General features: G+C 67.1%; 26 protein-coding genes. 13 read left to right on the top strand and 13 right to left on the bottom strand.

Translation table 11 applies throughout. The features are described from left to right. Positions 1 to 4: 4 nt before the first annotated feature. Positions 5 to 691, top strand: a complete 687-nt coding sequence (locus Q1A36_RS01000) for a hypothetical protein (protein ID WP_299838448.1) — start codon at positions 5 to 7, stop codon at positions 689 to 691. Here Q1A36_RS01000 and Q1A36_RS01005 read toward each other — a convergent pair. Together Q1A36_RS01005 and Q1A36_RS01010 are read right to left on the bottom strand one after the other, a co-directional pair. Further along, positions 657 to 854 carry a hypothetical protein gene (locus Q1A36_RS01005; protein WP_299838451.1) on the bottom strand — a complete coding sequence of 66 codons (198 nt, stop codon included), beginning with the start codon at positions 852 to 854 and terminating at the stop codon, positions 657 to 659. The two genes, Q1A36_RS01000 and Q1A36_RS01005, sit on opposite strands and share 35 nt — an antisense overlap. Positions 855 to 972: 118 nt before the next feature. Then, positions 973 to 1,494 (bottom strand): DUF4174 domain-containing protein, encoded by a 522-nt coding sequence (locus Q1A36_RS01010; protein ID WP_299838454.1) that lies wholly within the window; start codon positions 1,492 to 1,494, stop codon positions 973 to 975. Positions 1,495 to 1,554: 60 nt separating this feature from the next. On the opposite strand from Q1A36_RS01010, the gene scpA reads away from it, so the two are divergent. From scpA to Q1A36_RS01030, 4 genes are all read left to right on the top strand, one after another. Continuing rightward, entirely contained in the window at positions 1,555 to 3,699 is a 2,145-nt protein-coding gene (gene scpA, locus Q1A36_RS01015; RefSeq protein ID WP_299838456.1) for a methylmalonyl-CoA mutase, read from the top strand. A 110-nt stretch (positions 3,700 to 3,809) separates the two neighbouring features. Then, positions 3,810 to 4,334, top strand: coding sequence for a hypothetical protein (locus Q1A36_RS01020; protein WP_299838459.1), 525 nt, complete (start codon positions 3,810 to 3,812; stop codon positions 4,332 to 4,334). After that, positions 4,321 to 4,788: an isoprenylcysteine carboxylmethyltransferase family protein gene (locus Q1A36_RS01025; protein WP_299838461.1), complete on the top strand. Its 468-nt coding sequence runs from the start codon at positions 4,321 to 4,323 to the stop codon at positions 4,786 to 4,788. Before Q1A36_RS01020 ends, Q1A36_RS01025 begins: the two co-directional genes overlap by 14 nt. Positions 4,789 to 4,863: 75 nt before the next feature. Then, positions 4,864 to 6,153 carry a homoserine dehydrogenase gene (locus Q1A36_RS01030; RefSeq protein ID WP_299838463.1) on the top strand — a complete coding sequence of 430 codons (1,290 nt, stop codon included), beginning with the start codon at positions 4,864 to 4,866 and terminating at the stop codon, positions 6,151 to 6,153. A gap of 37 nt (positions 6,154 to 6,190) precedes the next feature. Here Q1A36_RS01030 and Q1A36_RS01035 read toward each other — a convergent pair whose 3' ends face one another. The 8 genes from Q1A36_RS01035 to Q1A36_RS01070 all read right to left on the bottom strand — a co-directional run bounded on the left by Q1A36_RS01035 (position 6,191) and on the right by Q1A36_RS01070 (position 15,542). Further along, positions 6,191 to 7,210 (bottom strand): LLM class flavin-dependent oxidoreductase, encoded by a 1,020-nt coding sequence (locus Q1A36_RS01035; RefSeq protein ID WP_299838466.1) that lies wholly within the window; start codon positions 7,208 to 7,210, stop codon positions 6,191 to 6,193. Between the two features lie 120 nt (positions 7,211 to 7,330). Next, positions 7,331 to 8,209 carry a lysophospholipid acyltransferase family protein gene (locus Q1A36_RS01040; RefSeq protein ID WP_299838469.1) on the bottom strand — a complete coding sequence of 293 codons (879 nt, stop codon included), beginning with the start codon at positions 8,207 to 8,209 and terminating at the stop codon, positions 7,331 to 7,333. Beyond that, the gene (locus tag Q1A36_RS01045; protein ID WP_299838472.1) at positions 8,210 to 9,103 is read right to left on the bottom strand and encodes a DMT family transporter; all 894 of its coding nucleotides are present in this window, start codon (positions 9,101 to 9,103) and stop codon (positions 8,210 to 8,212) included. It lies immediately after the preceding gene. 82 nt (positions 9,104 to 9,185) lie between these two features. Beyond that, complete coding sequence (gene tkt / locus Q1A36_RS01050; RefSeq protein WP_299838475.1) at positions 9,186 to 11,210, bottom strand: transketolase; 2,025 nt, start codon at positions 11,208 to 11,210, stop codon at positions 9,186 to 9,188. Between the two features lie 227 nt (positions 11,211 to 11,437). Continuing rightward, the gene (locus Q1A36_RS01055) at positions 11,438 to 12,769 is read right to left on the bottom strand and encodes an HlyC/CorC family transporter (RefSeq protein ID WP_299838478.1); all 1,332 of its coding nucleotides are present in this window, start codon (positions 12,767 to 12,769) and stop codon (positions 11,438 to 11,440) included. Between the two features lie 4 nt (positions 12,770 to 12,773). After that, positions 12,774 to 13,754, bottom strand: a complete 981-nt coding sequence (locus Q1A36_RS01060; protein WP_299838481.1) for a tyrosine recombinase — start codon at positions 13,752 to 13,754, stop codon at positions 12,774 to 12,776. Beyond that, positions 13,751 to 15,250, bottom strand: a complete 1,500-nt coding sequence (locus Q1A36_RS01065) for a hypothetical protein (RefSeq protein WP_299838484.1) — start codon at positions 15,248 to 15,250, stop codon at positions 13,751 to 13,753. The genes Q1A36_RS01060 and Q1A36_RS01065 overlap by 4 nt, the downstream gene beginning before the upstream one ends. Beyond that, entirely contained in the window at positions 15,243 to 15,542 is a 300-nt protein-coding gene (locus Q1A36_RS01070) for a hypothetical protein (RefSeq protein WP_299838487.1), read from the bottom strand. The genes Q1A36_RS01065 and Q1A36_RS01070 overlap by 8 nt, the downstream gene beginning before the upstream one ends. 117 nt (positions 15,543 to 15,659) lie before the next feature. Here Q1A36_RS01070 and Q1A36_RS01075 point away from each other — a divergent pair, with 117 nt between their 5' ends. Together Q1A36_RS01075 and aroB are read left to right on the top strand one after the other, a co-directional pair. Continuing rightward, the gene (locus Q1A36_RS01075; protein ID WP_299838490.1) at positions 15,660 to 16,196 is read left to right on the top strand and encodes a shikimate kinase; all 537 of its coding nucleotides are present in this window, start codon (positions 15,660 to 15,662) and stop codon (positions 16,194 to 16,196) included. Then, complete coding sequence (gene aroB, locus Q1A36_RS01080) at positions 16,193 to 17,308, top strand: 3-dehydroquinate synthase (protein WP_299838493.1); 1,116 nt, start codon at positions 16,193 to 16,195, stop codon at positions 17,306 to 17,308. The genes Q1A36_RS01075 and aroB overlap by 4 nt, the downstream gene beginning before the upstream one ends. Positions 17,309 to 17,502: 194 nt before the next feature. On the opposite strand, the gene Q1A36_RS01085 is transcribed toward aroB, so the two are convergent. Both Q1A36_RS01085 and ssb read right to left on the bottom strand, forming a co-directional pair. Then, a complete protein-coding gene (locus Q1A36_RS01085) occupies positions 17,503 to 18,555 on the bottom strand; it encodes a Glu/Leu/Phe/Val dehydrogenase dimerization domain-containing protein (RefSeq protein WP_299838495.1) in 1,053 nt (350 codons plus the stop codon). Positions 18,556 to 18,841: 286 nt separating this feature from the next. Further along, entirely contained in the window at positions 18,842 to 19,360 is a 519-nt protein-coding gene (gene ssb / locus Q1A36_RS01090; protein ID WP_299839310.1) for a single-stranded DNA-binding protein, read from the bottom strand. A 212-nt stretch (positions 19,361 to 19,572) separates the two neighbouring features. On the opposite strand from ssb, the gene Q1A36_RS01095 reads away from it, so the two are divergent. Both Q1A36_RS01095 and Q1A36_RS01100 read left to right on the top strand, forming a co-directional pair. After that, positions 19,573 to 20,208 (top strand): lytic transglycosylase domain-containing protein, encoded by a 636-nt coding sequence (locus Q1A36_RS01095; protein ID WP_299838498.1) that lies wholly within the window; start codon positions 19,573 to 19,575, stop codon positions 20,206 to 20,208. Between the two features lie 195 nt (positions 20,209 to 20,403). Further along, a complete protein-coding gene (locus Q1A36_RS01100; RefSeq protein WP_101751202.1) occupies positions 20,404 to 20,664 on the top strand; it encodes a YjhX family toxin in 261 nt (86 codons plus the stop codon). Here the strand turns inward: Q1A36_RS01100 and Q1A36_RS01105 are convergent. Beyond that, complete coding sequence (locus tag Q1A36_RS01105; RefSeq protein ID WP_299838501.1) at positions 20,661 to 20,987, bottom strand: DUF6665 family protein; 327 nt, start codon at positions 20,985 to 20,987, stop codon at positions 20,661 to 20,663. The two genes, Q1A36_RS01100 and Q1A36_RS01105, sit on opposite strands and share 4 nt — an antisense overlap. 304 nt (positions 20,988 to 21,291) lie before the next feature. Between Q1A36_RS01105 and sucC the strand changes: the two genes are divergently transcribed. From sucC to Q1A36_RS01125, 4 genes are read left to right on the top strand one after another with little or no spacing between them, the layout of a single operon-like run. Then, positions 21,292 to 22,485, top strand: a complete 1,194-nt coding sequence (gene sucC / locus Q1A36_RS01110) for an ADP-forming succinate--CoA ligase subunit beta (RefSeq protein WP_299838504.1) — start codon at positions 21,292 to 21,294, stop codon at positions 22,483 to 22,485. A gap of 5 nt (positions 22,486 to 22,490) precedes the next feature. Further along, positions 22,491 to 23,375 (top strand): succinate--CoA ligase subunit alpha, encoded by an 885-nt coding sequence (gene sucD / locus Q1A36_RS01115; RefSeq protein ID WP_101751199.1) that lies wholly within the window; start codon positions 22,491 to 22,493, stop codon positions 23,373 to 23,375. Positions 23,376 to 23,430: 55 nt separating this feature from the next. Then, complete coding sequence (locus Q1A36_RS01120) at positions 23,431 to 23,841, top strand: hypothetical protein (protein WP_299838509.1); 411 nt, start codon at positions 23,431 to 23,433, stop codon at positions 23,839 to 23,841. Positions 23,842 to 23,870: 29 nt separating this feature from the next. After that, on the top strand, positions 23,871 to 24,362 hold the full coding sequence (locus tag Q1A36_RS01125) for a hypothetical protein (RefSeq protein WP_299838512.1): 492 nt from the start codon (positions 23,871 to 23,873) through the stop codon (positions 24,360 to 24,362). The last annotated feature ends 4 nt before the right edge of the window (positions 24,363 to 24,366 follow it).

Consider the following 24,366-nt stretch of genomic DNA (forward strand, 5'->3'; position numbering starts at 1 on the left):
GCCCTTGGACTGGCAGGCGCTCCTTCTGAACGACCGGGTTGTCGCATCCCTCGTCACCGCCATTGTCGGCGGTGGCGTGGTCGCGGCCGGGTGGTTCTGGACGCATTGGCTGTCGCGCATCCGCGACCGCTCGCTGCGGTGGGAGCGGATCAGCGACATCCAGCGCGCCCTGCTGGCCGAGATCCGGGCCCATGTCGTGGCGCTCGAGGCGCAGCAGGATGCGGGTGGTCTCGCGGCGCTGGACTTCATTTCCGACGAAGACTACCTGCCTATCCTTCCCCATGAGGCGAATGACCGGATTTTTCTCGCGCTGGTCGAGGATGTGCACATGCTGCCGGAATGGGCGATCGATCCGGTGGTGCGCTATTACCGGCTGCTGTCGGTGCGCTCGGCATTGGCGCAGGATATCCGCAACAATGCCAAGGACTATCCCGAACGGGCGGCGCTGATGTTCAGCGACTATATCGAGATCAACGAGGAAACGCGGGATACCGGGCTGGAGGCAATGGAAATCCTGACGGCCAGCCTGAAGGGCGGACCCAATCCGAAAAAAAGTCAGGCCGAGGTGGAAACGCTGCTGGCCGAGCGCATGGCTGTCGCGCGCCGTGAATTGACGGCAAACCTGCCGGCGGAACTGGAGCGGCTCCGGTCTGGTTTCAATACGCGATTCTCGGGCCGGAGCGGCCAGTGATGGGGGTCAGTCCAATCGCACTGGTAATCTCATTCGCGCGGCGGCGCGCTGGCTTGGCGGCCGGTTTCGCGCGCTCGGCGGCTTCGCGTTCCTCGCGGAACTCGCGCAGCACCCGCGACCGCAGGTTTTGCGGGGTCGGTTTCTCGACTGCCGAATTCGTCATCGCGCCATCCTCCGTCGCGGCGGAACGGTCCGCCGTCACCAACAATATAGGTCAGGTCGCGCAGTTCCACAATATTTCGCGTCGCACCCCAGCACTGCCCCCGATGCGCACCGCAGGGCTAGGGCAGCACCCCCGCCCGGCCGATCTCCTGCCGGCGCAGCGGGAACTTGTCGATGGCCCGGCCGATCTCGCGCCCGCTCCAGGGCAGCGGCTTGCGCAGCTTGACCTGACCGTCCTTGTCCATGAGGACCAGCGAAAAACCGCGTGGATGCAGGGTGTTGCGCCACACAGTTCGGGCATCGGGTGCGGTATCGGTGATCACCACCACGTCCCGCTCGGCCAAGAGGGCGGCGCGGGCGGTGATGGCATTCATCTGCTCGACAAAGGCCGGGTCCTGCGGCGTGTCGGCAAAGACCACGACCGGGCGGCGCTGCCACAGGAATTCTTCCGGCGTGGCTTGCGCGGCATCCATGATCACCAGTTCGGGCGCCACGGGCTCAGCCACCACCTCGGGCGCCGGTTCGGGCTGGGCCTCAGGCTGGGCCTCGGGCGCAACCTCCGCAGCCTCGGGCAAGGCACCGGATTTCCCCGGCCCCATCGCGGCCAGAAGCATCACCATCAGTACGGGTCTCAGATTCATCGGCACCTCTTTCCCTTGGAATATAGGGCAGACGGGCCGGGACGAAAGGACGGATAAGACATGACCGACGACACGAAACCGACACTGGCCGACTGGCAGGCGCTGGCGGCGAAGGAATTGAAGGGTCAATCGCCCGACAGCCTGAACTGGGACACGCTGGAAGGCATCACCGTCAAGCCGCTTTACACGGCCGAGGATACCGACGGGCTGGCGCATATGAACAGCCTGCCCGGCATCGCCCCCTTCACCCGCGGCCCGCGCGCGACCATGTATGCCGGCCGGCCCTGGACCATCCGGCAATATGCCGGCTTCTCGACTGCCGAGGAATCGAACGCCTTCTATCGCCGGAACCTCGCCGCCGGGCAGCAGGGCGTTTCTGTGGCCTTCGATCTCGCCACCCATCGCGGCTATGACAGCGACCACCCGCGCGTCGAGGGCGATGTGGGCAAGGCCGGCGTGGCCATCGATTCCGTCGAGGACATGAAGATCCTCTTCGACGGCATCCCGCTGGACAAGGTCTCGGTCTCGATGACCATGAACGGCGCGGTGATCCCGATCCTCGCCAGCTTCATCGTCGCGGGCGAGGAACAGGGCCACTCCCGCGCCGTGCTGTCGGGCACCATCCAGAACGACATCCTGAAAGAGTTCATGGTGCGGAATACCTATGTCTATCCGCCCGAACCCTCGATGCGGATCATCGCCGACATCATCGAATACACCTCGAACGAGATGCCCAGGTTCAACTCGATCTCGATTTCCGGCTATCACATGCAGGAAGCCGGGGCGAACCTGGTGCAGGAACTGGCCTATACGCTGGCCGACGGGCGCGAATATGTGCGCGCGGCCATCGCGGCGGGCATGGATGTCGATGTCTTTGCCGGGCGACTCAGCTTCTTCTTCGCCATCGGCATGAACTTCTTCATGGAGATCGCGAAACTCCGCGCCGCGCGGATGCTGTGGCACCGGATCATGTCGGAATTCGGCGCGAAGAAGCAAAGCTCGCTGATGCTGCGCACCCATTGCCAGACCTCGGGCGTCAGCCTGCAGGAGCAGGACCCCTATAACAACGTCATCCGCACGGCCTACGAGGCCATGTCGGCGGCGCTTGGCGGCACCCAGTCACTGCACACCAATGCGCTGGATGAAGCCATCGCGCTCCCCACCGATTTCTCGGCCCGGATCGCGCGGAACACCCAGCTGATCCTGCAAGAGGAAACCGGCATCACCCATGTCGTCGATCCGCTGGCCGGGTCCTATTACATCGAAAGCCTGACGGCGGAACTGGCCGAGAAGGCCTGGGCGCTGATCGAGGAGGTCGAGGAGATGGGCGGCATGACCAAGGCCGTCGCCTCGGGCATGCCCAAGCTCAGGATCGAGGAATCGGCCGCCCGTCGGCAGGCGATGATCGATCGCGGGCAAGAGGTCATCGTCGGCGTCAACAAGTATCGCAAGGACAAGGAAGACCTGCTCGACATCCTCGACATCGACAACATGGCCGTGCGCGACGCCCAGATCGCCCGGCTGAAGACGATCCGCGCCAGCCGCGACGAGGCCGCCTGCCAGGCCGCGCTCGAGGAGCTTACCCGCCGCGCCAAGGATGGCGGCAACCTGCTGGAGGCGGCGGTCGAGGCCGCCCGCGCCCGTGCATCAGTCGGAGAGATCAGCATGGCTATGGAAAAGATCTTCGGTCGCCACCGCGCCGAGGTGAAGACGCTGGCCGGTGTCTATGGCGCCGCCTATGAGGGCGACGAGGGCTTTGCCGCCATCCAGCGCGACGTGGAAAAATTCGCCGAAGAGGAAGGCCGCCGCCCGCGCATGCTGGTGGTGAAGATGGGTCAAGACGGCCATGATCGCGGCGCCAAGGTGATCGCCACCGCCTTTGCCGATATCGGCTTCGACGTGGATGTCGGCCCGCTGTTCCAGACCCCGGACGAGGCGGCACAGGATGCCATCGACAATGACGTGCATGTCATCGGCATCTCGTCGCAGGCCGCCGGCCACAAGACGCTGGCGCCGAAGCTGATCGAGGCACTGAAGGCGCAGGGCGCGGGCGAGATCCTGGTGATCTGCGGCGGCGTCATCCCGCAGCAGGACTACGACTTCCTGAAAGCGGCGGGCGTCAAGGCGATCTTCGGCCCGGGCACCAATATCCCCGCCGCCGCCGCCGATATCCTTCAGCTGATCCGTCAGGCCCGCGCGGCCTGATCCGCGACATCGCCCCCCTTCCTTCTCGCGGAAATATCCTCGGGGGGTGAATTGGCCGAAGGCCAAGAGGGGGGCAGACAGCCCCCCTTTTCTGTGCCTAGATCAGGCCCATGACCATACCCCGCGCCCCCGACCGCCTGTCCGACGAGATGGCCACCGCCATCGGCCATGCCGTTTCCGCCTTCGGTTTCCTCGAGGAAGCCCTGAAGCGCGCCATCTTCTCGCTGACCCGCAAGGACCTTGGCGAGGAGGTCAGTGAAAAGGCGATGCAGAAATGGCTGCGCCGGATGGAGGATATCGCAGATGACACGCTTGGCACGCTGATCGACAGCTTCCTCGCCGCGCTGCGCAATGGCCGGATGGCAGAGCGGCAGGAGCTGGCCGGGGTGCTGGCCGATATCCGGATGAAGCGCAACCTGCTCTGCCATGCCTCGTGGCGGCGCGGGAAGGAACCGGGACAATGGCATCCGACCTTCATCAACACACGCGGCGAAAGCTTTCCCGACGACATGGGCGTCGAAGAGGTGATGGCGGTGCACGCCATGACGCTGAAAACCGCGCGGCGGGTGGTTGGCATCATGCGGGCCACCGGGATCGATGGCGAATGGCTGGGCTGGGATGATGTCGAGGCGTGAGGGCAAACCGGGCTGGCCCCTGTCCGCGGATTACCCGCCGGTCTGGACGCTGGGGTTTGCCGTCGCCATCTGGCTCATCGGTCACGCCCTGCGCTCGGGTGCCTCACTATTTGTCGCACTCGGCTGGCTTCTGGTGCTGGCGGCCTTCGCGCTGATGCTCTGGGCGGTGATGCATTTCCGCCGCGCGAACACCACCGTCAACCCGCATGGCCAACCCGCGCGGCTGATCACCGGCGGGCCGTTCCGGTTCTCGCGCAACCCGATCTATCTCGGCGATGCCCTGCTGCTCGTCGGCCTCTGCCTTGCCTTCCGCGCTTTGCCCGCGCTGGTCCTGATCCCGCTCTTCGTCTGGATCATCAACCGCCGCTTCATCGGGCCGGAAGAGGCGCGGCTGACGGCGGCCTTTCCACAGGGCTACCCCGAATATGCAAGCCGCACCCGCCGTTGGCTCTGACCCCGCGCTTTCGCGCGTTGCAACGCGCCCTCGTCCGCGCTAACACCCTGCCGATACGGGAAGAAGAGGGACATCATGTCAGCGCCCCTACGCCTTGGCATTGCCGGGCTCGGCACGGTCGGGATCGGTGTGGTCAAGATCGTGCAGAAACATGTCGATCTGCTGGCCGCGCGTTCGGGCCGCCCGATCGCCATCACCGCCGTCTCGGCCCGCGACCGGATGAAGAACCGCGATGCCGACCTGTCGGCGATCAGCTGGGTCGATGATCCGATGGCGCTGGCCGTGCGCGATGACGTGGATGTCTATGTCGAGCTGATCGGCGGCGATGCCGGCATCGCCAAGGACAGCATCGAGGCCGCCTTGCGCGCCGGCAAGGATGTGGTCACGGCGAACAAGGCGCTTCTGGCGGTGCATGGTCAGGAACTGGCGTCGCTGGCCGAAAGCCTTGGCCGGGTGATCCGCTTCGAAGCGGCGGTGGCGGGCGGCATCCCGGTCATCAAGACGATGACGGAATCGCTGGCGGGCAATGGCATCACCCGCGTCATGGGGGTGATGAACGGCACCTGCAATTACATCCTGACGCGGATGGAAAGTGCCGGCCTGCCCTATGACACGGTGTTCGAGGAGGCGCGGCAGCTGGGCTATCTCGAGGCCGATCCGACGCTGGACGTGGGCGGCATCGATGCCAGCCACAAGCTCGCCATCCTCTCGGCCATCGCCTTCGGCACCAAGGTCGATTTCGACGGCGTCGAGATCGAGGGGATCGAGCGGGTCAGCATCGACGATATCCGCCGCGCCCATGACATGGGCTACAAGATCAAGCTTCTGGGCGTGGCGCAGATGACCGCGCGCGGGCTGGAACAGCGCATGTCGCCCTGCCTCGTGCCCGCCGACAGCCCGCTGGGGCAGCTGCATGGCGGCACCAACATGGTGGTGATCGAGGGCGACAGCGTCGGCCAGATCGTGCTGCGCGGTGCCGGGGCCGGCGAAGGCCCGACGGCCAGTGCCGTCATGTCCGACATCGTCGAGATCGCCCGTGGCGTGCGCCTGCCGGTCTTCGGCCAGCCGGCGGACAGCCTGCGAAACGCCCAGCCCGCCCGCACCGCCGTTCCGGCCGCCTATTACATGCGGATGGAATTGCAGGACAAACCCGGCGCGCTGGCCAAGGTGGCCTCGGTCCTGGGCGATGCCGGCATCTCGATCGACCGGATGCGGCAATATGGTCATGGCGAGGATGACCGGGTGCCGGTGCTGATCGTCACCCACAAGACCACGCCCGAGGCCATCGACCACGCCATCGAGGCCCTGCCCCGCACCGGCGTCTTGTCGGGCGAGCCGGTGGAACTCCGGATCGAGGAAGTCTGAGAGCGGCGCCCGCGCTCAGCGGGCGCCCTCCACCCCCTCAGCGCCAGCCCATCTCGGGCGCCACATGGGTCAGGATGCTTTCGATGACATGGGCGTTGTACTCGACGCCCAGCATGTTCGGCACCGTCAGCAGAAGCGTATCGGCCTCGGCAATCGCCTCGTCCTCTTTCAGCTGCGTCACCAGACGGTCGGGCGTATCGGCATAGCCGCGACCGAAGATGGCGCGGAAATCGTCGATCTGGCCGATCTGGTCGCTCTCTTTCCCGCCCCGGCCGAAATACATCCGGTCCTGATCGTTCATCAGCGCAAAGATCGAGCGGCTGACCGAAACCCTCGGCTCGCGCGCGTGCCCGGCCGCTTTCCACGCCTCGCGGAACTTGCGGATCTGCGTGGCCTGCTGGATGTGGAAAGGCTCGCCCGTCTCGTCGTTCTTCAGGGTCGAGCTTTGCAGGTTCATCCCCATTTCCGCCGCCCAGACCGCCGTAGCGTCCGAGGCCGCGCCCCACCAGATCCGCTCGCGCAACCCTTCGGAATGCGGTTCCAGCCGCAGAAGCCCCGGCGGGTTCGGGAACATCGGCCGGGGGCTCGGCTCGGCAAAGCCCTGGCCCTCGAGCAGGTTCAGAAATACCTCGGCATGGCGCCGCGCCATCGCCGAGCCATCCTCGCCCTCGCCCGGCTGATAGCCGAAATGCCGCCAGCCATCGACCACCTGCTCGGGCGAACCACGGCTGATCCCCAGTTGCAGCCGCCCGCCCGAGATCAGGTCCGCCGAACCGGCATCCTCGACCATGTAGAGCGGGTTCTCATAGCGCATGTCGATGACGCCGGTGCCGATCTCGATGGTCTTGGTGCGCGCGCCCACCGCCGCCAGCAGCGGGAAGGGCGAGGCGAGTTGCCGGGCGAAATGGTGGACGCGGAAATAGGCGCCATCAAGGCCCAGTTCCTCGGCGGCGACCGCCAGTTCGATCGATTGCTGCAACACATCGGCAGCAGTCCGCACCTGCGAGCCGCGATCCGGCGACCAATGGCCAAAGGAGAGGAAACCCAGTTTTTTCATGACCCTATGCTCCGCTTGCAGGGTGGCCATATGCCACCCGCTTTGCCCCTATCTGGGATCAGAAGTGCAGCCTGTGCAAGTGGCGGCGGCCCTGCAGGGATGCGCAGGGCCTGTGCGGCGCTATTTCCAGCGGCGATGGATCCAGAACCACTGATCCATGTGCCGCCGGACCAGTTGCTCCAGATCGTCGTTCAGCGCCTGCATCATCACTGCCGGCTCGTCGGGCTGCAACGGCGCGCCGACATGAACCTTGAAGGACAGCCCGTCCGGCTGGCGGATGCCGGCGATATGGACGACCAGCGCGTCATTGCGGATCGCCAGTTCCGCCGGCGTCAGCACGGTCTTGGTCGGCAGGTCGAAAAAGCGCAGCTCCGCCCCGTCGCGCTGATACTGGTCAAAGCCAAGCGCCATCCAGCCGCCACCGCGCAGGAAGCGCAGCATGGCGGTCAACCCGGCGCGGCCGCGCGGAAAGATCGGCTCGGCAATGGCGCGCATGGCCGGGATGTAATGGGCGTTGAACGCCTGGTTGTTCATCGGGCGATAGAGCGCCCCCACCGGCCAGCCCCGCGCCGCCAGCGCCGCGCGCATGGCGTCGTAATTGCCGAAATGGGCGCAGGCGAGGATCACCGGACGGTTGGTCTTGAACGCGGCCTCCAGCGCCGGGACGCCCGGCCCCTCCATCGGGTTGCTGTCGCGGATGCGGTCGGTAAATTCGCTGCCCGAATAGATCTCGGCCAGCGAGCGGCCGGCATTGTCCGGCACCGCCCGGACCAGCGCCTCGACCTCGTCGGATGAAAGGTCCGGCCGGGCCAGCGCCAGATTGTCGCGGATGCGCTTGCGCCAGCCGGCGACCGGGGCCAGCAGGCGCGAGAAGAACCAGCCCACCGTCGGGATACGGCGGTCATAGGGCAGCAGCCGGGCGATCCCCATGACCGCGAGAAAGGCCCCATTGGCCAGCCGGTCGCGCAGGTCTGGCTTCTCCTCGGTCTCGTCGCTCATTCACGCCTTCCGGGTTGCGGCCTTCGCCAAAGCCGCCTCGCGCGACCAGACATAGATGCCGGCGGCCACGATAATCGCGGCGCCGAGGATGGTCCAGCCATCGGGGATCTGGCCAAAGAACAGCGCCCCCCAGACCCCGGCCCAGATCAGCCCGGTATAGCCGAAGGGCGCGATGGCACCGGCCTCGGCCAGGGCAAAGGCGCGGATCAGCATGGCCTGGCTGCCCGCCCCCAGCACCCCGATCAGCAGAAAGGCCCAGAGATGTTCCATCTGGATCGGCTGCCAGAAGAAGGGCACGGCGATGCTGGCGATCAGCGTGCCGAAAACCGTCGACCACAACAGCGAGGTGGCGGTGGAATCGCCCCGGACCACGCGGGTCAGCAAGGCGCCTGCGGCATAGGTGAAGGCGCCGATCAGCGGCAGGATCGCGGCGGGCTGGAACACGCCCATGCCGGGCCGGATGATGATCAGCGCGCCGGCCAGCGCAGCGGCGATGCCAAGCGCGCGACGGATGCCGATGCTTTCGCCCAGGAACAGCGCCGCGCCAAGGGTGATCAGCACCGGGTTGATGTCCATGATCGCGGTGGCCTCGGCCAGCCCGATATATTGCAGAGAGGAAAAGAACAGCCCGACCGAACCGATCTGGGTCAGGCAGCGCAGGAACTGCACCCCCGGCCGGCGCGTGCGCATCAGCGTCGGGATGCGGACGTGGAAGATCGCCACCAGCAGAACCATGTTGCCGGCGAAGCGCGCCCAGACCACCTGTGCGGGATGATAGAATTGCGTCAGGTATTTTGCGGTGGCGTCCATCAGCGTGAAGCTGAAGATCGCCGCCAGAAGCAGCAGGATGCCGGCGGACTGGTCACTGCCCGGCCGCCGCAGCCCCCGCATCATTCCGCCCGGGCAGGGATCATCGGATGAAGAGGAAAGGGCTTCTTCTTCATCCAGATATCCCCGCCGGAGGCGGAACCGCGTCTCACAGAAGCGCCTTGGCCTTTTCGACCACGGCCTCGGCGGTAATGCCGAATTCCTCGTAGAGCTCGGGCGCCGGGGCCGAAGCGCCGAAGCCCATCATGCCGACGAAATCCGACTTTTCCTCGCGCCCGCGCTCGCCCAGCAGCAGCCAGTCCCAGGGCTGGCGCACGGCGGCCTCGATGGCGATGCGGACGGTGCCGGCGGGCAGCACGTCGCTGCGATAGGCGGCGTCCTGTTCGCGGAAGAGCTCCATCGACGGCACCGAGACGACGCTCGTGGGCGTGCCTTCGGCTTCCAGCACCTCACGCGCAGCGACGGCGATCTCGACCTCGGACCCGGTGGCCATCAGCACCACCGCAGGCGTGCCGCCCGAGGCGGCGCGCAGCACATAGGCGCCCTTGGCCGAGAGGTTCCCGGCGGAAGGTTCGACCCGCAGCTCCGGCAGGTTCTGGCGCGACAGGGCCATGACCGTCGGGCGGCTCATCTGCGACAGCGCGATCTCCCAAGCCTCGGCGGTTTCCACCTGGTCGCAGGGACGCAGCACCAGCGTGTTCGGCGTGGCGCGCGAAATCGCCAGATGCTCGACCGGCTGGTGGGTCGGGCCGTCTTCGCCCAGACCGATGCTGTCATGGGTCATGACATAAACAACCGGCAGGCCCATCAGCGCCGACAGGCGCATGGCGCCGCGGGCGTAATCGGTGAAGGTCATGAAGGTGCCGCCATAGGGGCGGAAGCCGCCATGCAGCCACAGCCCGTTCATCGCCGCCGCCATGCCATGCTCGCGGATGCCATAGTTCAGGTAACGGCCCTTGCGGTCCTCGGGCGAGAAGATGCCCAGATCCTTGGTGAAGGTGTTGTTCGAACCGGTCAGGTCGGCCGACCCGCCGAAGTTTTCCGGCATCACCGGGTTCAGCACTTCCAGCGTGTTCTCGCTGGCCTTCCGGGTGGCGATCTTCGGCTTGGCGGCAACCGCCTGATCCTTCAGCGCGGTGATCGTCGGCGCCAGGTGCGGGTTCACGTCGCCGTTGATGCGGCGGGCGAATTCGCTGCGGGCGTCGGCGGCCAGCGCGTCGACGCGGGCGTTCCAGCCGGCGCGGGCCTCGGCGCCACGGGCACCGATGGCGCGCCAGTCAGCGGCGATGTCGTCGGGGATGATGAAGGGACCATGTTCCCAACCGATGGCAACGCGCGCAGCCTCAATCTCCTCGGCCCCCAGCGGCGAGCCGTGGACCTTGTGGCTGTCGGCCTTGTTCGGCGCGCCGAAGCCGATGATGGTCTTGCACGAGACCAGCACCGGGCGGCCGTCCTCCTGCTGCGCTGCGGTCAGGGCGCGGTCGATATCGGCGGCGTCATGGCCGTCGCATTCCAGCACCCGCCAGCCCGAGGCGGCAAAGCGCGCCAGCTGGTCGGTCTTGTCCGAAATGGTGACGCGACCGTCGATGGTGATGTTGTTATTGTCCCAGAGCACGATCAGCCGGCCCAGTTGCTGACGCCCGGCCAGACCGATCGCCTCCTGGCTGATTCCCTCCATCAGGCAGCCGTCGCCGGCGATGACCCAGGTGCGGTGGTCGCACAGGTCCGCACCGAATTCCGCCCGCATCGCCTCTTCCGCGACGGCGAAACCGACCGAGGTGGCGATGCCCTGACCCAGCGGGCCGGTCGTCGTCTCGATGCCCTCGGCATGGCCGTATTCCGGGTGGCCGGCGGTGATCGCGTGCAGCTGGCGGAAGTTGCGGATCTGCTCCATCGTCATCTGCTCGTAACCGGTCAGGTGCAGCAGCGCGTAAAGCAGCATCGAGCCATGGCCCGCCGACAGGATGAAGCGGTCGCGGTCGAACCAGTTGGGCGCCGAGGCGTCGAATTTCAGGTGCTTCTGGAACAGCACGGTGGCCACGTCGGCCATGCCCATCGGCATCCCCGGATGTCCGGAATTCGCGGCCTGCACCGCATCCATGGCCAGGACGCGGATGGCGCTGGCCAGTTTCCAATGGGCGGGGTCGGCCTTGCGGCGGGCTTCGATGTCCATGTCGGTCCTCTGCGGCTGAAACTGACGGCGTGTCGCTTTGCCGCCCTGATAGGCAGGGAGCGATCCGGTTGCAAGGTGAACTGCCGTGGCCGGGCCCACGATTGGTGCCGATGATGGTCCTGCGACGCCGGACCATACGCTGTAGTCGGCACGGGTGGCGCGGAGGTCAACGGTATGGCTCCATTGCAATGTAATACGCCCATACCCGAGCCCTCGGCGCGGGAAGTTCAGCCCTCCTCGGCCTGATCATTGCCGGCCAGCGGCCTGATGCGCAGCTTGGTGATGCGGTTGTCGCGCCGGGCCACCACCTCGAAGCGATAGCCGTGGAAGGAAAAGACCTGCCCCTGTTCGGGGATCGACTGGGCCATGTGGATGACCAGCCCGGCGACGGTGTTCGCCTCGTCATCGGGCAGGTTCCAGTCCAGCTGGCGGTTCAGGTCGCGGATGGTCATGCCGCCCTCGACGGTATAGTCGCCCGCCGCATTCGGGGTCAGCGTCTGGTCGGCCTCGGTGTCGTGTTCATCGGCGATCTCGCCGACGATTTCCTCGAGGATATCCTCCAGCGTGATCAGCCCGCGCAGGCTGCCATATTCATCGACGACCAGCGCGAAATGCGTGCGTCGCTTCAGGAACTCGCGCATCTGCTCGTCCAGCGGGCTGGTCTCGGGCACGAAATAGGGCTTCATCGCCACCGACATCACGTCCAGCGTCTGCAGCGCCGCCGGGTTGCCGGTCTCGCGCACGGCGCGGTTGACCGCGCGCAAGAGGTCCTTGGCATGGATGACGCCCACGACATTCTCGCGCTCGCCCTTGAAGACCGGCAGGCGGGTATGGGGGCTGGCCAGCACCTCGCTGAGGATCTCGGCGGGGGGCGTGGCGGCATCGATCATCTCGATCTCGGATCGGTGGCGCATGATCTCCTCGACCGTGCGGTTGCCGAGATCCAGCGCGCCCAGCAGGCGGTCGCGGTCTTCCTTCTGCACCGCCCCGGTTTCCTGCCCGATGGACAAGGCGCCCGCGATCTCCTCGTGCAGCGAGAACATGTGCGAGCCGGGATCGGTGCGCTGCCCGAAGAGCCGCAGGATGCCGCGCACGATGAAGCGCACCACCGCCACCACCGGCGACAGGATCACCGTCAGCCAGCTGATCGGGCGGGCGACGTTGCTGGCGACGTTTTCGGGCGCCGAGATGGCATAGGTCTTGGGCAGCACCTCGGAAAAGATCAGCACCATGACCGTCATCACCAGCGTCGCCAGCGCGACCCCGCCCGAGCCGAAAAGCCGGGTGAAAAGCGCGGTGGCGAGACTGGCCGAAAGGATGTTGACGACGTTGTTGCCCAGCAGGATCGCGCCGATCAGCCTTTCGCTGTCCTGCGTCACGTTCAGCGCCGCCAGCGCCCCGGCATCGCCCTTGTCGGCGCGGGCGCGCAGCTTGGCGCGGCTCGAGGCGGTCAGTGCGGTCTCGGAACCCGAGAAGAAGGCGGACATCATCAACAGGACGACAATGGCGATGATCGTGGTCCAGAAGGTGACATCCATCATCGAGGAGGCGTTTTCCATGGGCTCAGTCTGTTGTCCTGTCGGGGGGTGAAACCTGCGCCGCGCCGGGCGCCTGCGCAAGGGGGTGGTGGTTCAGCACCAGATCGCGCATCCGCGCGTCGAGCACATGGGTGTAGATCTCGGTCGTGCCGAGATCCGCGTGGCCCAGCAGCGTCTGGATGGCGCGCAGATCGGCCCCGCCTTCCAAGAGGTGGGTGGCGAAGGCGTGGCGGATCACATGCGGGCTGACGCGGGCGGGATCGACCCCGGCGGCGATGGCGATTTCTCCCAGCAGCCGGCCAAAGCTCTGCCGTGGCATATGACCCTCGGCGCCGGGGGCGGGGAACAGCCAGCGCCCTCCCTTGCCGGCGACCAGCTTGCCAAGCGGGGTTGTCTCGTCGGCCCGGTCGCGGATCGCCAGCCACGCGGCCAGCGCCGCGCGGGCCTTTGGGGTCAGCGGCACCATCCGCTCGCGCCCGCCCTTGCCGCGAATGAGCAGCACCGCCGGATCACCCCGGCAGGCGCTGACCGGCAGGGCGACCAGCTCGCTGACCCGCATCCCGGTCGCATAGAGCAGTTCGATCAGGCAGGCATTGCGCGCCCGCTCGACCGGGTTGCGGCCGAGGTCGGGCGCGGCGTCCAGCATCGCCCCGACCTCGGACTGGCTCAGCGTCTTCGGCAGGCGCTGCGCCCGGCCCGGGCCGCTGATGCGGATGGCGGGATCATCCTCGCGCAGACCTTCCTCGAGCGCGAAGCGGGTGAACTGCCGGATCGAGGACAGGCGCCGGGCGCGCGTCGCCCGCGACAGGCCCTGCGCATCGCAGAAGCTCAGGTAATCCTCGATGCCTTCACGGCTGACGCCGGGCAGATCACCGCCCTGCCCCGCCAGCCATTGGGCGAAATCCGCCAGATCGCGGCCATAAGCCAGCAGCGTGTTCCGCGCCGCCCCGGCCTCGGCCGCCTGCGCGTCCAGAAAGGCCGAGATCAGGCGGTGATCGCTGCTCATGGGGCGCTCAAGCCCGGGGCGAGGGTCAGCTGCGTCTCGGCCAGATCGGCCTCGGCGGTCAGCCCCAGCGCGCGCAGCGTCGCCAGCCCGCGCGCCGCCTGCGCCCTGTCGCCATCAAGCCCCCTGTCGATCTGGGCCATCGCCACCAGCAGCGCCTCGCCCTTGCGATCGTTGCCTGCGGCCAGCGCATCGGCCTCGCCCCCCGCCAGCGCCGGATCGGCAGGCGTGGCCCTGGCCACCGCCAGCCCCTGCCATTGCCTGAGCTTGCCGGCGATCTCGCCCGCCTCGCCGGGCAGATCATCGGGCAGCCGGTCCGCGACCAGCGCGGCCAGAACATCACCCATGCCCGCGCCGGTGAACTCGGCAAAGGCCGGTGGCAGCGCGTCGGCCAGCGCGGCCTTGTCCTCGGAAGCCAGCGCCGCATCGAGCCGCTGGAAGCTGGCCACCCGTTCCCAGACCCCGCCCGAGGCGGCGGGCTTCTGTTCGTCATAGATGCCGCGCAATTGCGAGGGCGGCAGCACACCGGCGCTGGCCAGCCGTTCGGCAGCCTCGAGCCGGGCCTTCCAGCCGCCATTGGGCCTGAGGTCGGAATGGGCGAAGGCCAGCGGCAGCGGCGCGGTCGGCAGCGGTTGGCCCACGGCCTCGTGCATCCGGAAATCCAGGGGCGTCACCGGCAGCGGTGGCTCCAGCACCTGGCCGGCATCGACATAGCTGTCATCGAGATATTGCGCCAGCAGCAGCAGCCGGTCCTCGGGGATCAGCTGCAGCGCCTCGGCACCGTGGAAGGTGATTGCGGCGGCGGACCAGTCGCCGGACTGGGCGAGGCAGAAGATGCGGGCGGCAAAGCTGGGAGCGATGCCGGGCGTGTCGTTCATCACCGCGCAGGCCCGCGCCTCTTCCCCCGCCAGCAGCGCCACGTCGAACAGGCGGCGGAAGCTTTCTGGCGAGCGCAGCCCGGCGCTGGCCAGAAGCCGCGCGGCCTCGGCATTGGCGCCCATGCCCAGCAGCCGGTCGACGCGGGCGAGGAACAGCGTGCCGGGCGCGGCTTCGGCCATCGCCGAGGGCGGGGTCAGCTGCGCGGTCAGCACCCGGCGCAACAGCGTATTCATCGCCGGCAGGCGGGCGGGCGTCTCGCCGATCAGCTGCGCCAGCCGGGCCGGATCGCTGCCCGACCAGAGCGAGGCCGGCAGCCCCGCCTTGCGCGCCGATTGCGTGCCGGCGGCGTCGGGATCGGCCTCGTCCAGCCGGGTGACGGCAACCGCCCCCACCGCCCCGGTCTCGGCCACCGGCGGCAGGTCGCGCTTGGGCGGCAGCGCGTCGGCGGGCAGGCCCTGATCCGGCCGCCAGCCCGAGCTTTCGCGCGGCGGCGACTGGATCGAACCCGAGAGCCAGTCACTGGCCGACAGCGGATCCTGCGCCAGGCCCGGAGACGCGCTGACGCCAAGGGCGATCAGCGCAGGCAAAACCAGTGCGGGGATGCGCCGGGGATCAGTCACCCGGCGCCTCGCTGGTGTCTTCATTGGTGATGGCGTCTGCGGGCGCTTCCGCCGGCGCTTCCGCTGCGGGAGCCTCTGCCGGGGTCTCTGCTGCCGGGGCCGCAGGCTCGGCAGGTGCCTCTGCCGCACCCTCTGCCGGCACCGCGGGTGCCGGGGCCAGTTCGCCGCCCTGCACCGGGATGGCAGTTCGGATCTCGCGCCGCTGCGGCTCCATGTCGCCCAGATAGGCATAGCCTACCAGCGCGATGACCGCCGCCACCACCAGCACCACGAGAAACTTGATCAATCGCATCTAACTGCCCTTTCTTCGCCGGTCTCAGGCCGGTTCGGTGGAAATATATATGGCCTTTCCGGAAAGATCACGCCATTGAACGCAATCGAGCCCCAAAGGCTCAATCAAGGGGCAAGGATGGACCGGCATATCGTTCTGATCGGCATGATGGGCGCAGGCAAGACGGCTGTGGGCGGTGAATTGTCGCGCAAGCTGAAGGCCCGGTTCATCGATTCTGACCACGAGATCGAATCCGCCGCCGCCATGACCATTGCCGAGATCTTCGCCCGCGACGGCGAGGAGTTCTTTCGCGCCCGCGAATCCGAGGTGCTGCGCCGGTTGCTGGATGGCCCGCCCATGGTCATCTCGACCGGCGGCGGGGCCTGGCTGCGGGCCGAGAATCGCGAGATGATCAAGCAGAAGGGCCTGTCGGTCTGGCTGGATTGCGATCTCGAGACGCTGTGGAACCGGGTGCGGATGCGCTCGACCCGGCCGCTGCTGAAAACGCCGGACCCCAAGGGCACGCTGACGCAGATGCTGGAAACCCGGCGGCCCTATTACGCCATGGCCGAGCTGATCTATCCGGTGCATCCGGGCGATACGGTGGACCAGACCGCGACGCGGCTGCTCGGCATGATCCGCGAACACCATCCCGAGACGCTGGGGCAAGCATGACCGACGAGACCATCACCACCGTTCGCGTTCCCCTTGGCGACCGCGCCTATGACGTGTTGATCGGACAGGGGTTGATCGGTCGCGCCGGGGCGTTGATCGCGCCGTTGTTGAAGCGCCCGCGGGTGGCGATCCTGACCGACGAGACCGTGGCGGCGCTGCATCTCGCGCCGTTTCAGGCGGCGCTGAAGGCCGAGGGCATCGACAGCGCGGCGCTGGCACTGCCGGCGGGTGAGAGCACGAAAAGCTGGCCCTATCTGACGCAATCGGTCGAATGGCTCTTGGAACAGAAGGTCGAGCGGCGGGATATCGTCGTGGCGCTTGGCGGCGGTGTGATCGGCGACCTGGCTGGCTTTGCCGCCGCGATCCTGCGCCGGGGCGTCCGCTTCGTGCAGGTGCCGACCTCGCTGCTGGCGCAAGTCGACAGCAGCGTCGGCGGCAAGACCGGGATCAACAGCCCGCAGGGCAAGAACCTGATCGGCGCCTTTCACCAGCCCTCGCTGGTGCTGGCCGATATCGACGTGCTGGACACGCTGACGCCGCGCGATTTCCGCGCCGGTTATGGCGAGGTGGCGAAATACGGGCTGCTGGGCGATGCCGGTTTCTTCGACTGGCTCGAGGTGAACGGGCCGGCGCTTGCGGCCAATCCCGCGCTGCGCCAGCAGGCGGTGGCGCATTCGGTGGCGATGAAGGCCGGCATCGTCAGCCGCGACGAGACCGAACAGGGCGAACGCGCGCTGTTGAACCTTGGCCATACCTTCGGCCATGCGCTCGAATCCGCGACCGGCTATTCCGATCGCCTGCTCCATGGCGAGGGCGTGGCCATCGGCTGCGCGCTGGCCTTTGACCTCTCGGCGCGGATGGGGCTCTGCAGCCAAGAGGCGCCAAGCCGGGTGCTTGCGCATCTGCGGCAGATGGGCATGCCGGCGCGGCTGTCGGATATTCCGGGCGAGTTGCCGGATGACGAGGCGCTGATCGCGCTGATGGGGCAAGACAAGAAAGTGGTCGATGGCAAGCTGCGCTTCGTCCTCGCGCGCGGCATCGGCGAGGCTTTCGTCAGCGATGACGTGCAGGTGGAGATGCTGCGCAGTGTGCTGGCCGACGCGCGGCATTGAGGGCGCGATAGAAGCGGAACAGAGGGCAGCGGCTGCCCGCGGGTGGCCGCAACTCTGGTTGAACGATTCACTTTATGGCGCGGCCACATCGAACGGATGTTCGGCGCGGACCGTCACCGAAGCGGCCGCCCGTGGGGCGGGCAGCCGCTGCCCGGCGGGTCTGCGACCCGCGTATCGGGCGGGGTCTTCCGCTCTTACGCCGCTTTCGCCTGGTCCAGCATCCGGTCGACCATGGCATCGGCGATCTCGACCGTGGTGCGACCCTCGGCTTTCGCGCGGGCCAGCATCTCGGCGACGCGGGTGGCGATGCCGTCGAGGCGGCCACGGCGGTAATTCTCGCCGCGCTTGTGGATCTCGCTCGCCACGCTGATGATGCCGCCGGCATTCACCACGTAATCTGGCAGGTAGACGATGCCGCGCGCCTTCAGGAGATCGGCGATCTCGGGCGTGGCCAACTGGTTGTTCGCCGCGCCGCAGACCAGTTTCGCGGTCAGCGCCGGCACGGTTTCAGTATTCAGCACGGCACCAAGGGCGCAGGGGGCGAAAATGTCCATCTCCTGCCGGAAGACCTCGCCCGGCGCGATCACCTCGGCCCCCAGACGCTCGGCGGCATCGGCCAGGGTGGCGGCGTTGATGTCGGTGACGATCAGCTTGGCACCGGCGGCGTGCAGTTTCTCGGCCAGCGACAGGCCGACATGACCCAGACCCTGCACCAGAACCCGCTTGCCGGTCACGTCCTCGGTTCCCCAGACATGGGCGGCGCCGACCTTGAGGCAGCGGAACACGCCCTCGGCGGTCCAGGGCGAGGGATCGCCCGAGCCGTGATCGCCCCCGGCCAGACCGACCGCATAGGCAGTTTCCTCGGCGGCATAAGCCATGTCCTCGGTCGAGATGCCGACGTCCTCGGCGGTGTAATACTGACCGCCAAGCGCCTGCACCGCGCGGCCGAAGGCGCGCATCAGCTCGGGGGTCTTGTCGCGGCGGGCATCGCCGATGATGACCGACTTGCCGCCGCCGAGGCCCAGATCGGCCATGGCGTTCTTGTAGGTCATGCCGCGCGCCAGACGGGTCGCGTCGGTGATCGCCTCGGCATCGCTGGCATAGTTCCACATCCGGCAACCGCCGGCCGCCGGGCCAAGCGCGGTCGAGTGGATGCAGATCAGCGCGCGCAGGCCCGCATCAGCGTCCTCGGCCAGCACCAGGCGTTCGAAGCCGGGCTGTTTCAGGTCGGTCAGGTTCAGGGTCATCTTGGTCGCTCCTCCCGTTCAAGGCGCCGCTCGGGCGCCCGGTCCAGGGCAGAAATGCCGCAGTTTGAAGGCATTGCAAGCCTAGCATGTTTTGCAAAGGAAGGCCCGCGTGGCGCGATATTTTCGGTCGCGCGAAAGATTGTTGCGCGCAATTTCCGGTGCGCGGTTTCCGGCGCGCCGGGCTGATAGCGCCAACCGGGACGGCGCGGTGATTCGCGCGGGCCCGGAATGACAAACGCCGCGCCCTTGCGGGGCGCGGCGTTCCACCTGGACCTGTGGCCCGGGATCAGAACGGGATTTCGTCGTCGTAATCCGACCGGCCACCGCCGCCGCTGCTGCTGCCACCACCCGACGAGGGGCCCTGGTCATAGCCGCCGCGGTCGTCATAGCCGCCGCCGCTGCCGCCCCGGCTGCCGCCGCCATAATTGCCGCCGCCGCCACCGCCGCCTTCGCCGCGACCGTCAAGCAGCGTGAGGTTGCCCGAGAAGGGCCGCAGCACCACCTCGGTCGTATAGCGGTCCTGACCCGACTGGTCCTGCCACTTGCGGGTTTCCAGCTGGCCCTCGAGATAGACCTTGCTGCCCTTTTTCAGATACTGCTCGGCGATCCGGGCCAGCGGCTCGGAGAAGATCGCCACCGAATGCCATTGGGTGCGTTCCTGACGCTCGCCGGAATTGCGGTCCTTCCACTGTTCGGAGGTGGCGATGCGCAGGTTCACCACCTTGCCGCCGTTCTGGAACGTGCGGACTTCCGGGTCCTGACCCAGATTGCCGATCAGGATGACCTTGTTGACGCTGCCTGCCATGATTGCCTCGAATTCGCTGGATTTCGGCATGGGTCTATCGCGTTGCAGCCTAGGGCGCAAACATTTCGCTTGGGTTAATTTTGTTCGCGTAATGGTTGTATTTGGGCGAAATCTCGCCGACGCAACCGGGCGTGGAACTGGTGAAATCGGTGCTTGTGGCGTCAAAGTGCATTTGCTGTATAGTTCTGCAAAAGACTTTGAGGGCGGTGAACATGCAAATCCAGAAAATCGCACGCGGCGCTGTGGCGCTCGCTCTGGGTGCCGTGCTGGCGATGCCGGTGGCCGGATCGGCCGAGGCCGAGGGGCTGCGGCTCTCGGGCTCGTCGTCGAAATCGCGGGCAGAGCAGTTCGCGCGGCAGACCCGGCTGATGGATTCGCGGCTGGCCGGCCAGTATCAGCAATCGGCACGGCTGCAGCCGGGGGCGAACAACCGCTCGGTGGTGACGATCGAGCTGTCGCCGAACATCCCCGCCTATCGCGGCAAGCGCAGCACCTACCTGCCTCATGCCCAAGCGGCGGCGCGGAAATACGGCATCCCGGAAAACCTGTTCCTGCGGCTGGTGCAGCAGGAAAGCGGCTGGAACCACGGTGCGCGCTCGCACAAGGGCGCGATGGGGCTGGCGCAGCTGATGCCTGGCACCGCGGCCAAGCTGGGGGTGAACCCGCGCGACCCGATCCAGAACCTCGAGGGTGGCGCACGCTACCTGCGCATGATGTACAACCAGTTCGGCGACTGGCGGCTGGCGCTGGCGGCCTATAATGCCGGACCGGGCGCGGTGGCGAAATACGGCGGCATCCCGCCCTATCGCGAGACCCGCAACTACGTGCGGATCATCGCCGGCGGCTGATCCGCCACAGGCAGGAACCATGCGGGCGCCGTCGCTTGACCGGCGCCCTTTTTCATGGCACCGCCGCCATCCCTGAACTCAGAGTTTTTATGTCCGAGACTGTCTGAACCTGACCCTGCACGATGCAGGGTCGCCTTGTCCCCGGTGACGCAACCCGCGCCGCCGGACCGATGACGTTCAGACCCAGGACATTCCATGAATATCTCGAAACGGGAACAGCGCGTCTTGCACGTGCTGGCGCAGGGCGGTTGCATCCGCCATCTGCGCGAAGACGACCAGCGCCGGATCAGCGAGGTGATCTGCGTCACCCGCGACGGCGCGGTGCTGAGTGATTGCGACCTGCCCCTGTTCCGCCGCCTGCGCCAGCGCGGGCTGATCGGATCACAGGGCGGCGCGCCTTACCGCATCTCGCTGAAGGGGCGGCGCGCGGTCAGGGCGCAGCCTGACAACCGTTAGGTCGAAGAGCGAGGCTGCACGGCGCCCATGCCGTGCAGCACCTCGGGCGGGATGGCATAAAGCCGGATCACCGCCGGCCAGTCGCGCAGGCCCGCCGCCTCGCGCTGGACCATGAATTCCCACGCCCGCCGCCGGGCCATGGCAAGCCGCGCCGCGCGGTTGGTTTCATCCGCCGTTGCAAGCTCCGCCAGCGCCGCTTCAAGCCGCTTGCCGCCGGTGCCAAGCGCCGAGGCGCGTTCGGCCTGCAACTGCACCTCGAGGATGTCGCTGCCGCTCTGCTTCAGCGCGCTGGCCCATTCGATCTGCGGCAGGAATCTGGACATGGCGCCCCCGATGCGTCTTGCCGCAAGTCTATCCGGGCGCGCGCGGACCGCAACCCGCACCTGCCCCCTCGCCCGCCGTGTCCTTCGAATCAGTGCCGGCGAAAACGGCAAAGCCGCTCTCGGCATACCGTTGCATGCCAAACGCGAATTCTCCTGCGGATTTGTGATCACGACCTTTCGCCCCGTGATCACAACCTTGGCTTTCCGCCCGAATTCCCGCGCATGCGGGCGGAAAACGGTTCATCGCCCTGTCTCCTTGTGCCAGAACCGCCCGAAATCTGCTGAACCGATCAAGGGGGTCGCGATGAACATCCACGAATATCAGGCCAAGGCGCTGCTGCGTCAATTTGGGGCGCCCGTCAGTGATGGCCGCGTCGTCACCCAGGCCGATCAGGCCAAATCCGCAGCCGGCGAACTGGATGGTCCCCTCTGGGTGGTCAAGGCCCAGATCCATGCCGGCGGTCGCGGCAAGGGCCAGTTCAAGGAAAAGGAAGCCGGTGAAAAAGGCGGCGTTCGCCTGGCGAAATCGGTCAGCGAGGCCGAGGAGCTGACCCGCCAGATGCTGGGCCGCACGCTGGTCACGCATCAGACCGGCCCGTCGGGCAAGCAGGTGAACCGCATCTATATCGAAGACGGCTCGGACATCTCGCGCGAACTGTATCTGGCCCTGCTGGTTGACCGTGGCACCAGCCGCGTCAGCTTCGTCGCCTCGACCGAGGGCGGCATGGATATCGAGGAAGTCGCCGCCAAGACCCCGGAAAAGATCGTCAGCTTCAGCGTCGACCCGGCCTCGGGCCTGTCGGATTTCCACGGCCGCCGCGTGGCCTTCGCCCTGGGGCTGGAAGGCGCGCAGGTCAAGCAATGCGTGGCCCTGATCAAGACGCTCTACCGCATGTTCATCGAGAAGGACATGGAGATGCTGGAGATCAACCCGCTGATCGTCACCGAAAAGGGCGATCTGAAATGCCTCGACGCCAAGATTGGTTTTGACAACAACGCCCTCTATCGCCAGCCCGACATCATGGCGCTGCGCGACGAGACCGAGGAAGACCCGAAGGAACTGGCCGCCTCGAAGTTCGACCTGAACTACATCGCGCTGGATGGCGAGATCGGCTGCATGGTGAACGGCGCCGGTCTGGCGATGGCCACCATGGACATCATCAAGCTTTACGGTGCCGAGCCGGCGAACTTCCTCGACGTGGGCGGCGGTGCGACCAAGGAGAAGGTGACGGAAGCCTTCAAGATCATCACCTCTGACCCGAACGTCAAAGGCATCCTCGTCAACATCTTCGGCGGCATCATGCGCTGCGACATCATCGCCGAGGGCATCGTCGCCGCGGTGAAAGAGGTCGGCCTTGCGGTTCCGCTGGTCGTGCGTCTGGAAGGCACCAATGTCGAACTGGGCAAGGAAATCATCCGCAACTCGGGTCTGAACGTGATCGCCGCCGACGATCTGAAGGACGGCGCCGAGAAGATCGTCAAAGCGGTGAAAGGGTAAGAAAAATGGCCATTCTCGTCGACAAGAACACCAAAGTCATCACCCAGGGCATCACCGGCTCGCAGGGGACCTTCCACACCGAGCAGGCGATCGCTTACGGCACGCAGATGGTCGGCGGCGTGACCCCCGGCAAGGGCGGGTCCGAGCATCTGGGCCTGCCGGTCTTCAACTCGGTCCATGAGGCCGTGGCGAAAACCGGGGCCAATGCCACCGCGATCTACGTGCCGCCCCCCTTCGCAGCAGATTCGATCCTCGAGGCCATCGATGCCGAGATCCCGCTGATCGTCGCCATCACCGAGGGCATCCCGGTTCTGGACATGATGCGGGTCAAGCGCGCGCTGGAAGGCTCGTCCTCGAAGCTGATCGGGCCGAACTGCCCGGGCATCATGACGCCGGACGAGTGCAAGATCGGCATCATGCCGGGCACCATCTTCAAGCGCGGTTCGGTCGGCGTCGTGTCGCGTTCGGGCACGCTGACCTATGAGGCGGTGAAGCAGACGACCGATGTGGGCCTTGGCCAGTCCTCCGCCGTCGGCATCGGCGGCGACCCGATCAAGGGCATGGAGCATATCGACGTGCTGCGCCTGTTCCTTGACGATGACGAGACCACCTCGATCATCATGATCGGCGAGATCGGCGGTTCGGCCGAGGAAGAAGCCGCCGAATTCCTGGCCGAGCAGAAGCGCAAGGGCAAGTGGAAGCCCACCGCCGGCTTCATCGCCGGCCGTACCGCCCCTCCGGGCCGGCGCATGGGCCATGCCGGCGCCATCGTCTCGGGTGGCAAGGGCGATGCGGAAAGCAAGATCGAAGCCATGAAGAAGGCCGGCATCATCGTCGCCGACAGCCCTGCGGGTCTTGGCGAGGCGGTGCTGAAGGCGATCAAGGGTTGATGATTTGAAACCCTGCGCTCCCTGACTAAGTTGGGTCGGGGGGCGCAGTTGAGGAATGTTGGGTGCTACGGTGATGATGCAGGATCGGGCCGAACCGCGACAAGCGGCAGAGCGCAGGAACGGGATGCAGGGCCTTGCCCTGCCCGCCGCCGCCCTCGCCCTGCTGGCACTGGCCGCCTGCGGGCGTGCGCCCACCGATGACATCCTGCGCGGCGGCGTGCCGGCGATGACCAACCTGCACCAGGCCAGCAACCTTCCGCCCGAATCCGTGCGCACCGTGGCGCGGCGCGATTACGGCTGGCGGCTGATCTATCACCCGGCCCGCGCACCCGCCAATGCCGAGCAGGGCGCCGCCCGGGCGCTCTGCGGGCTGGAAAGTCGCCGCGCCGCCCGCATCGACCATATCCCGCGCATCGATCCGCTGGCCGATCCCGGCGCGCGGATCATCGACATCTACTGTGCATGAGCAAGACACCGTCCAACATGGGGGCTAGCATGAAACCGAACCTGATCGTCCGTCCGACCCGGGGGCGCATGGCGCTGACGCTTCTGGCGGCGCTGGCCCTGTCGGCCTGTGCCGTGGCCCCGATGGCGACCAATGCGCCGGTCGCGCCGCCCGTCACCTCGGCGCCGCCGCCCGCCAGCCCCTATCGCACCCTGCCCGCCCCGGCGCCCACGCGCCCGGCGGTCCCGGTGGCACCGACCACACCGGTCGCCCCGGCGACGCCGCCCGCACCGACCTATTCCGGCGGCTTCGACGGCCGCACCGGCTTGCGGCAATCCGCCATGGTCGGGCTCAGCGGCGATGCCGCCTCGGGCTATACCATGATGTACCGCCCGGCCCGGACCGAACCGGCCACCGTCGATGCCGCCGCCGGCAAGCTCTGCGGTGACGCGGGCGTGGCAAGCAGCCGCAGCAATTCCGCCGGCTCGGGCAGCGCCATGCCCGGCGTGCAGATCATGATCGTCAAATGCAACGCCGCCTGACCGC

The sequence above is a fragment of the uncultured Paracoccus sp. genome (assembly GCF_947487305.1).
GTDB lineage: Bacteria > Pseudomonadota > Alphaproteobacteria > Rhodobacterales > Rhodobacteraceae > Paracoccus.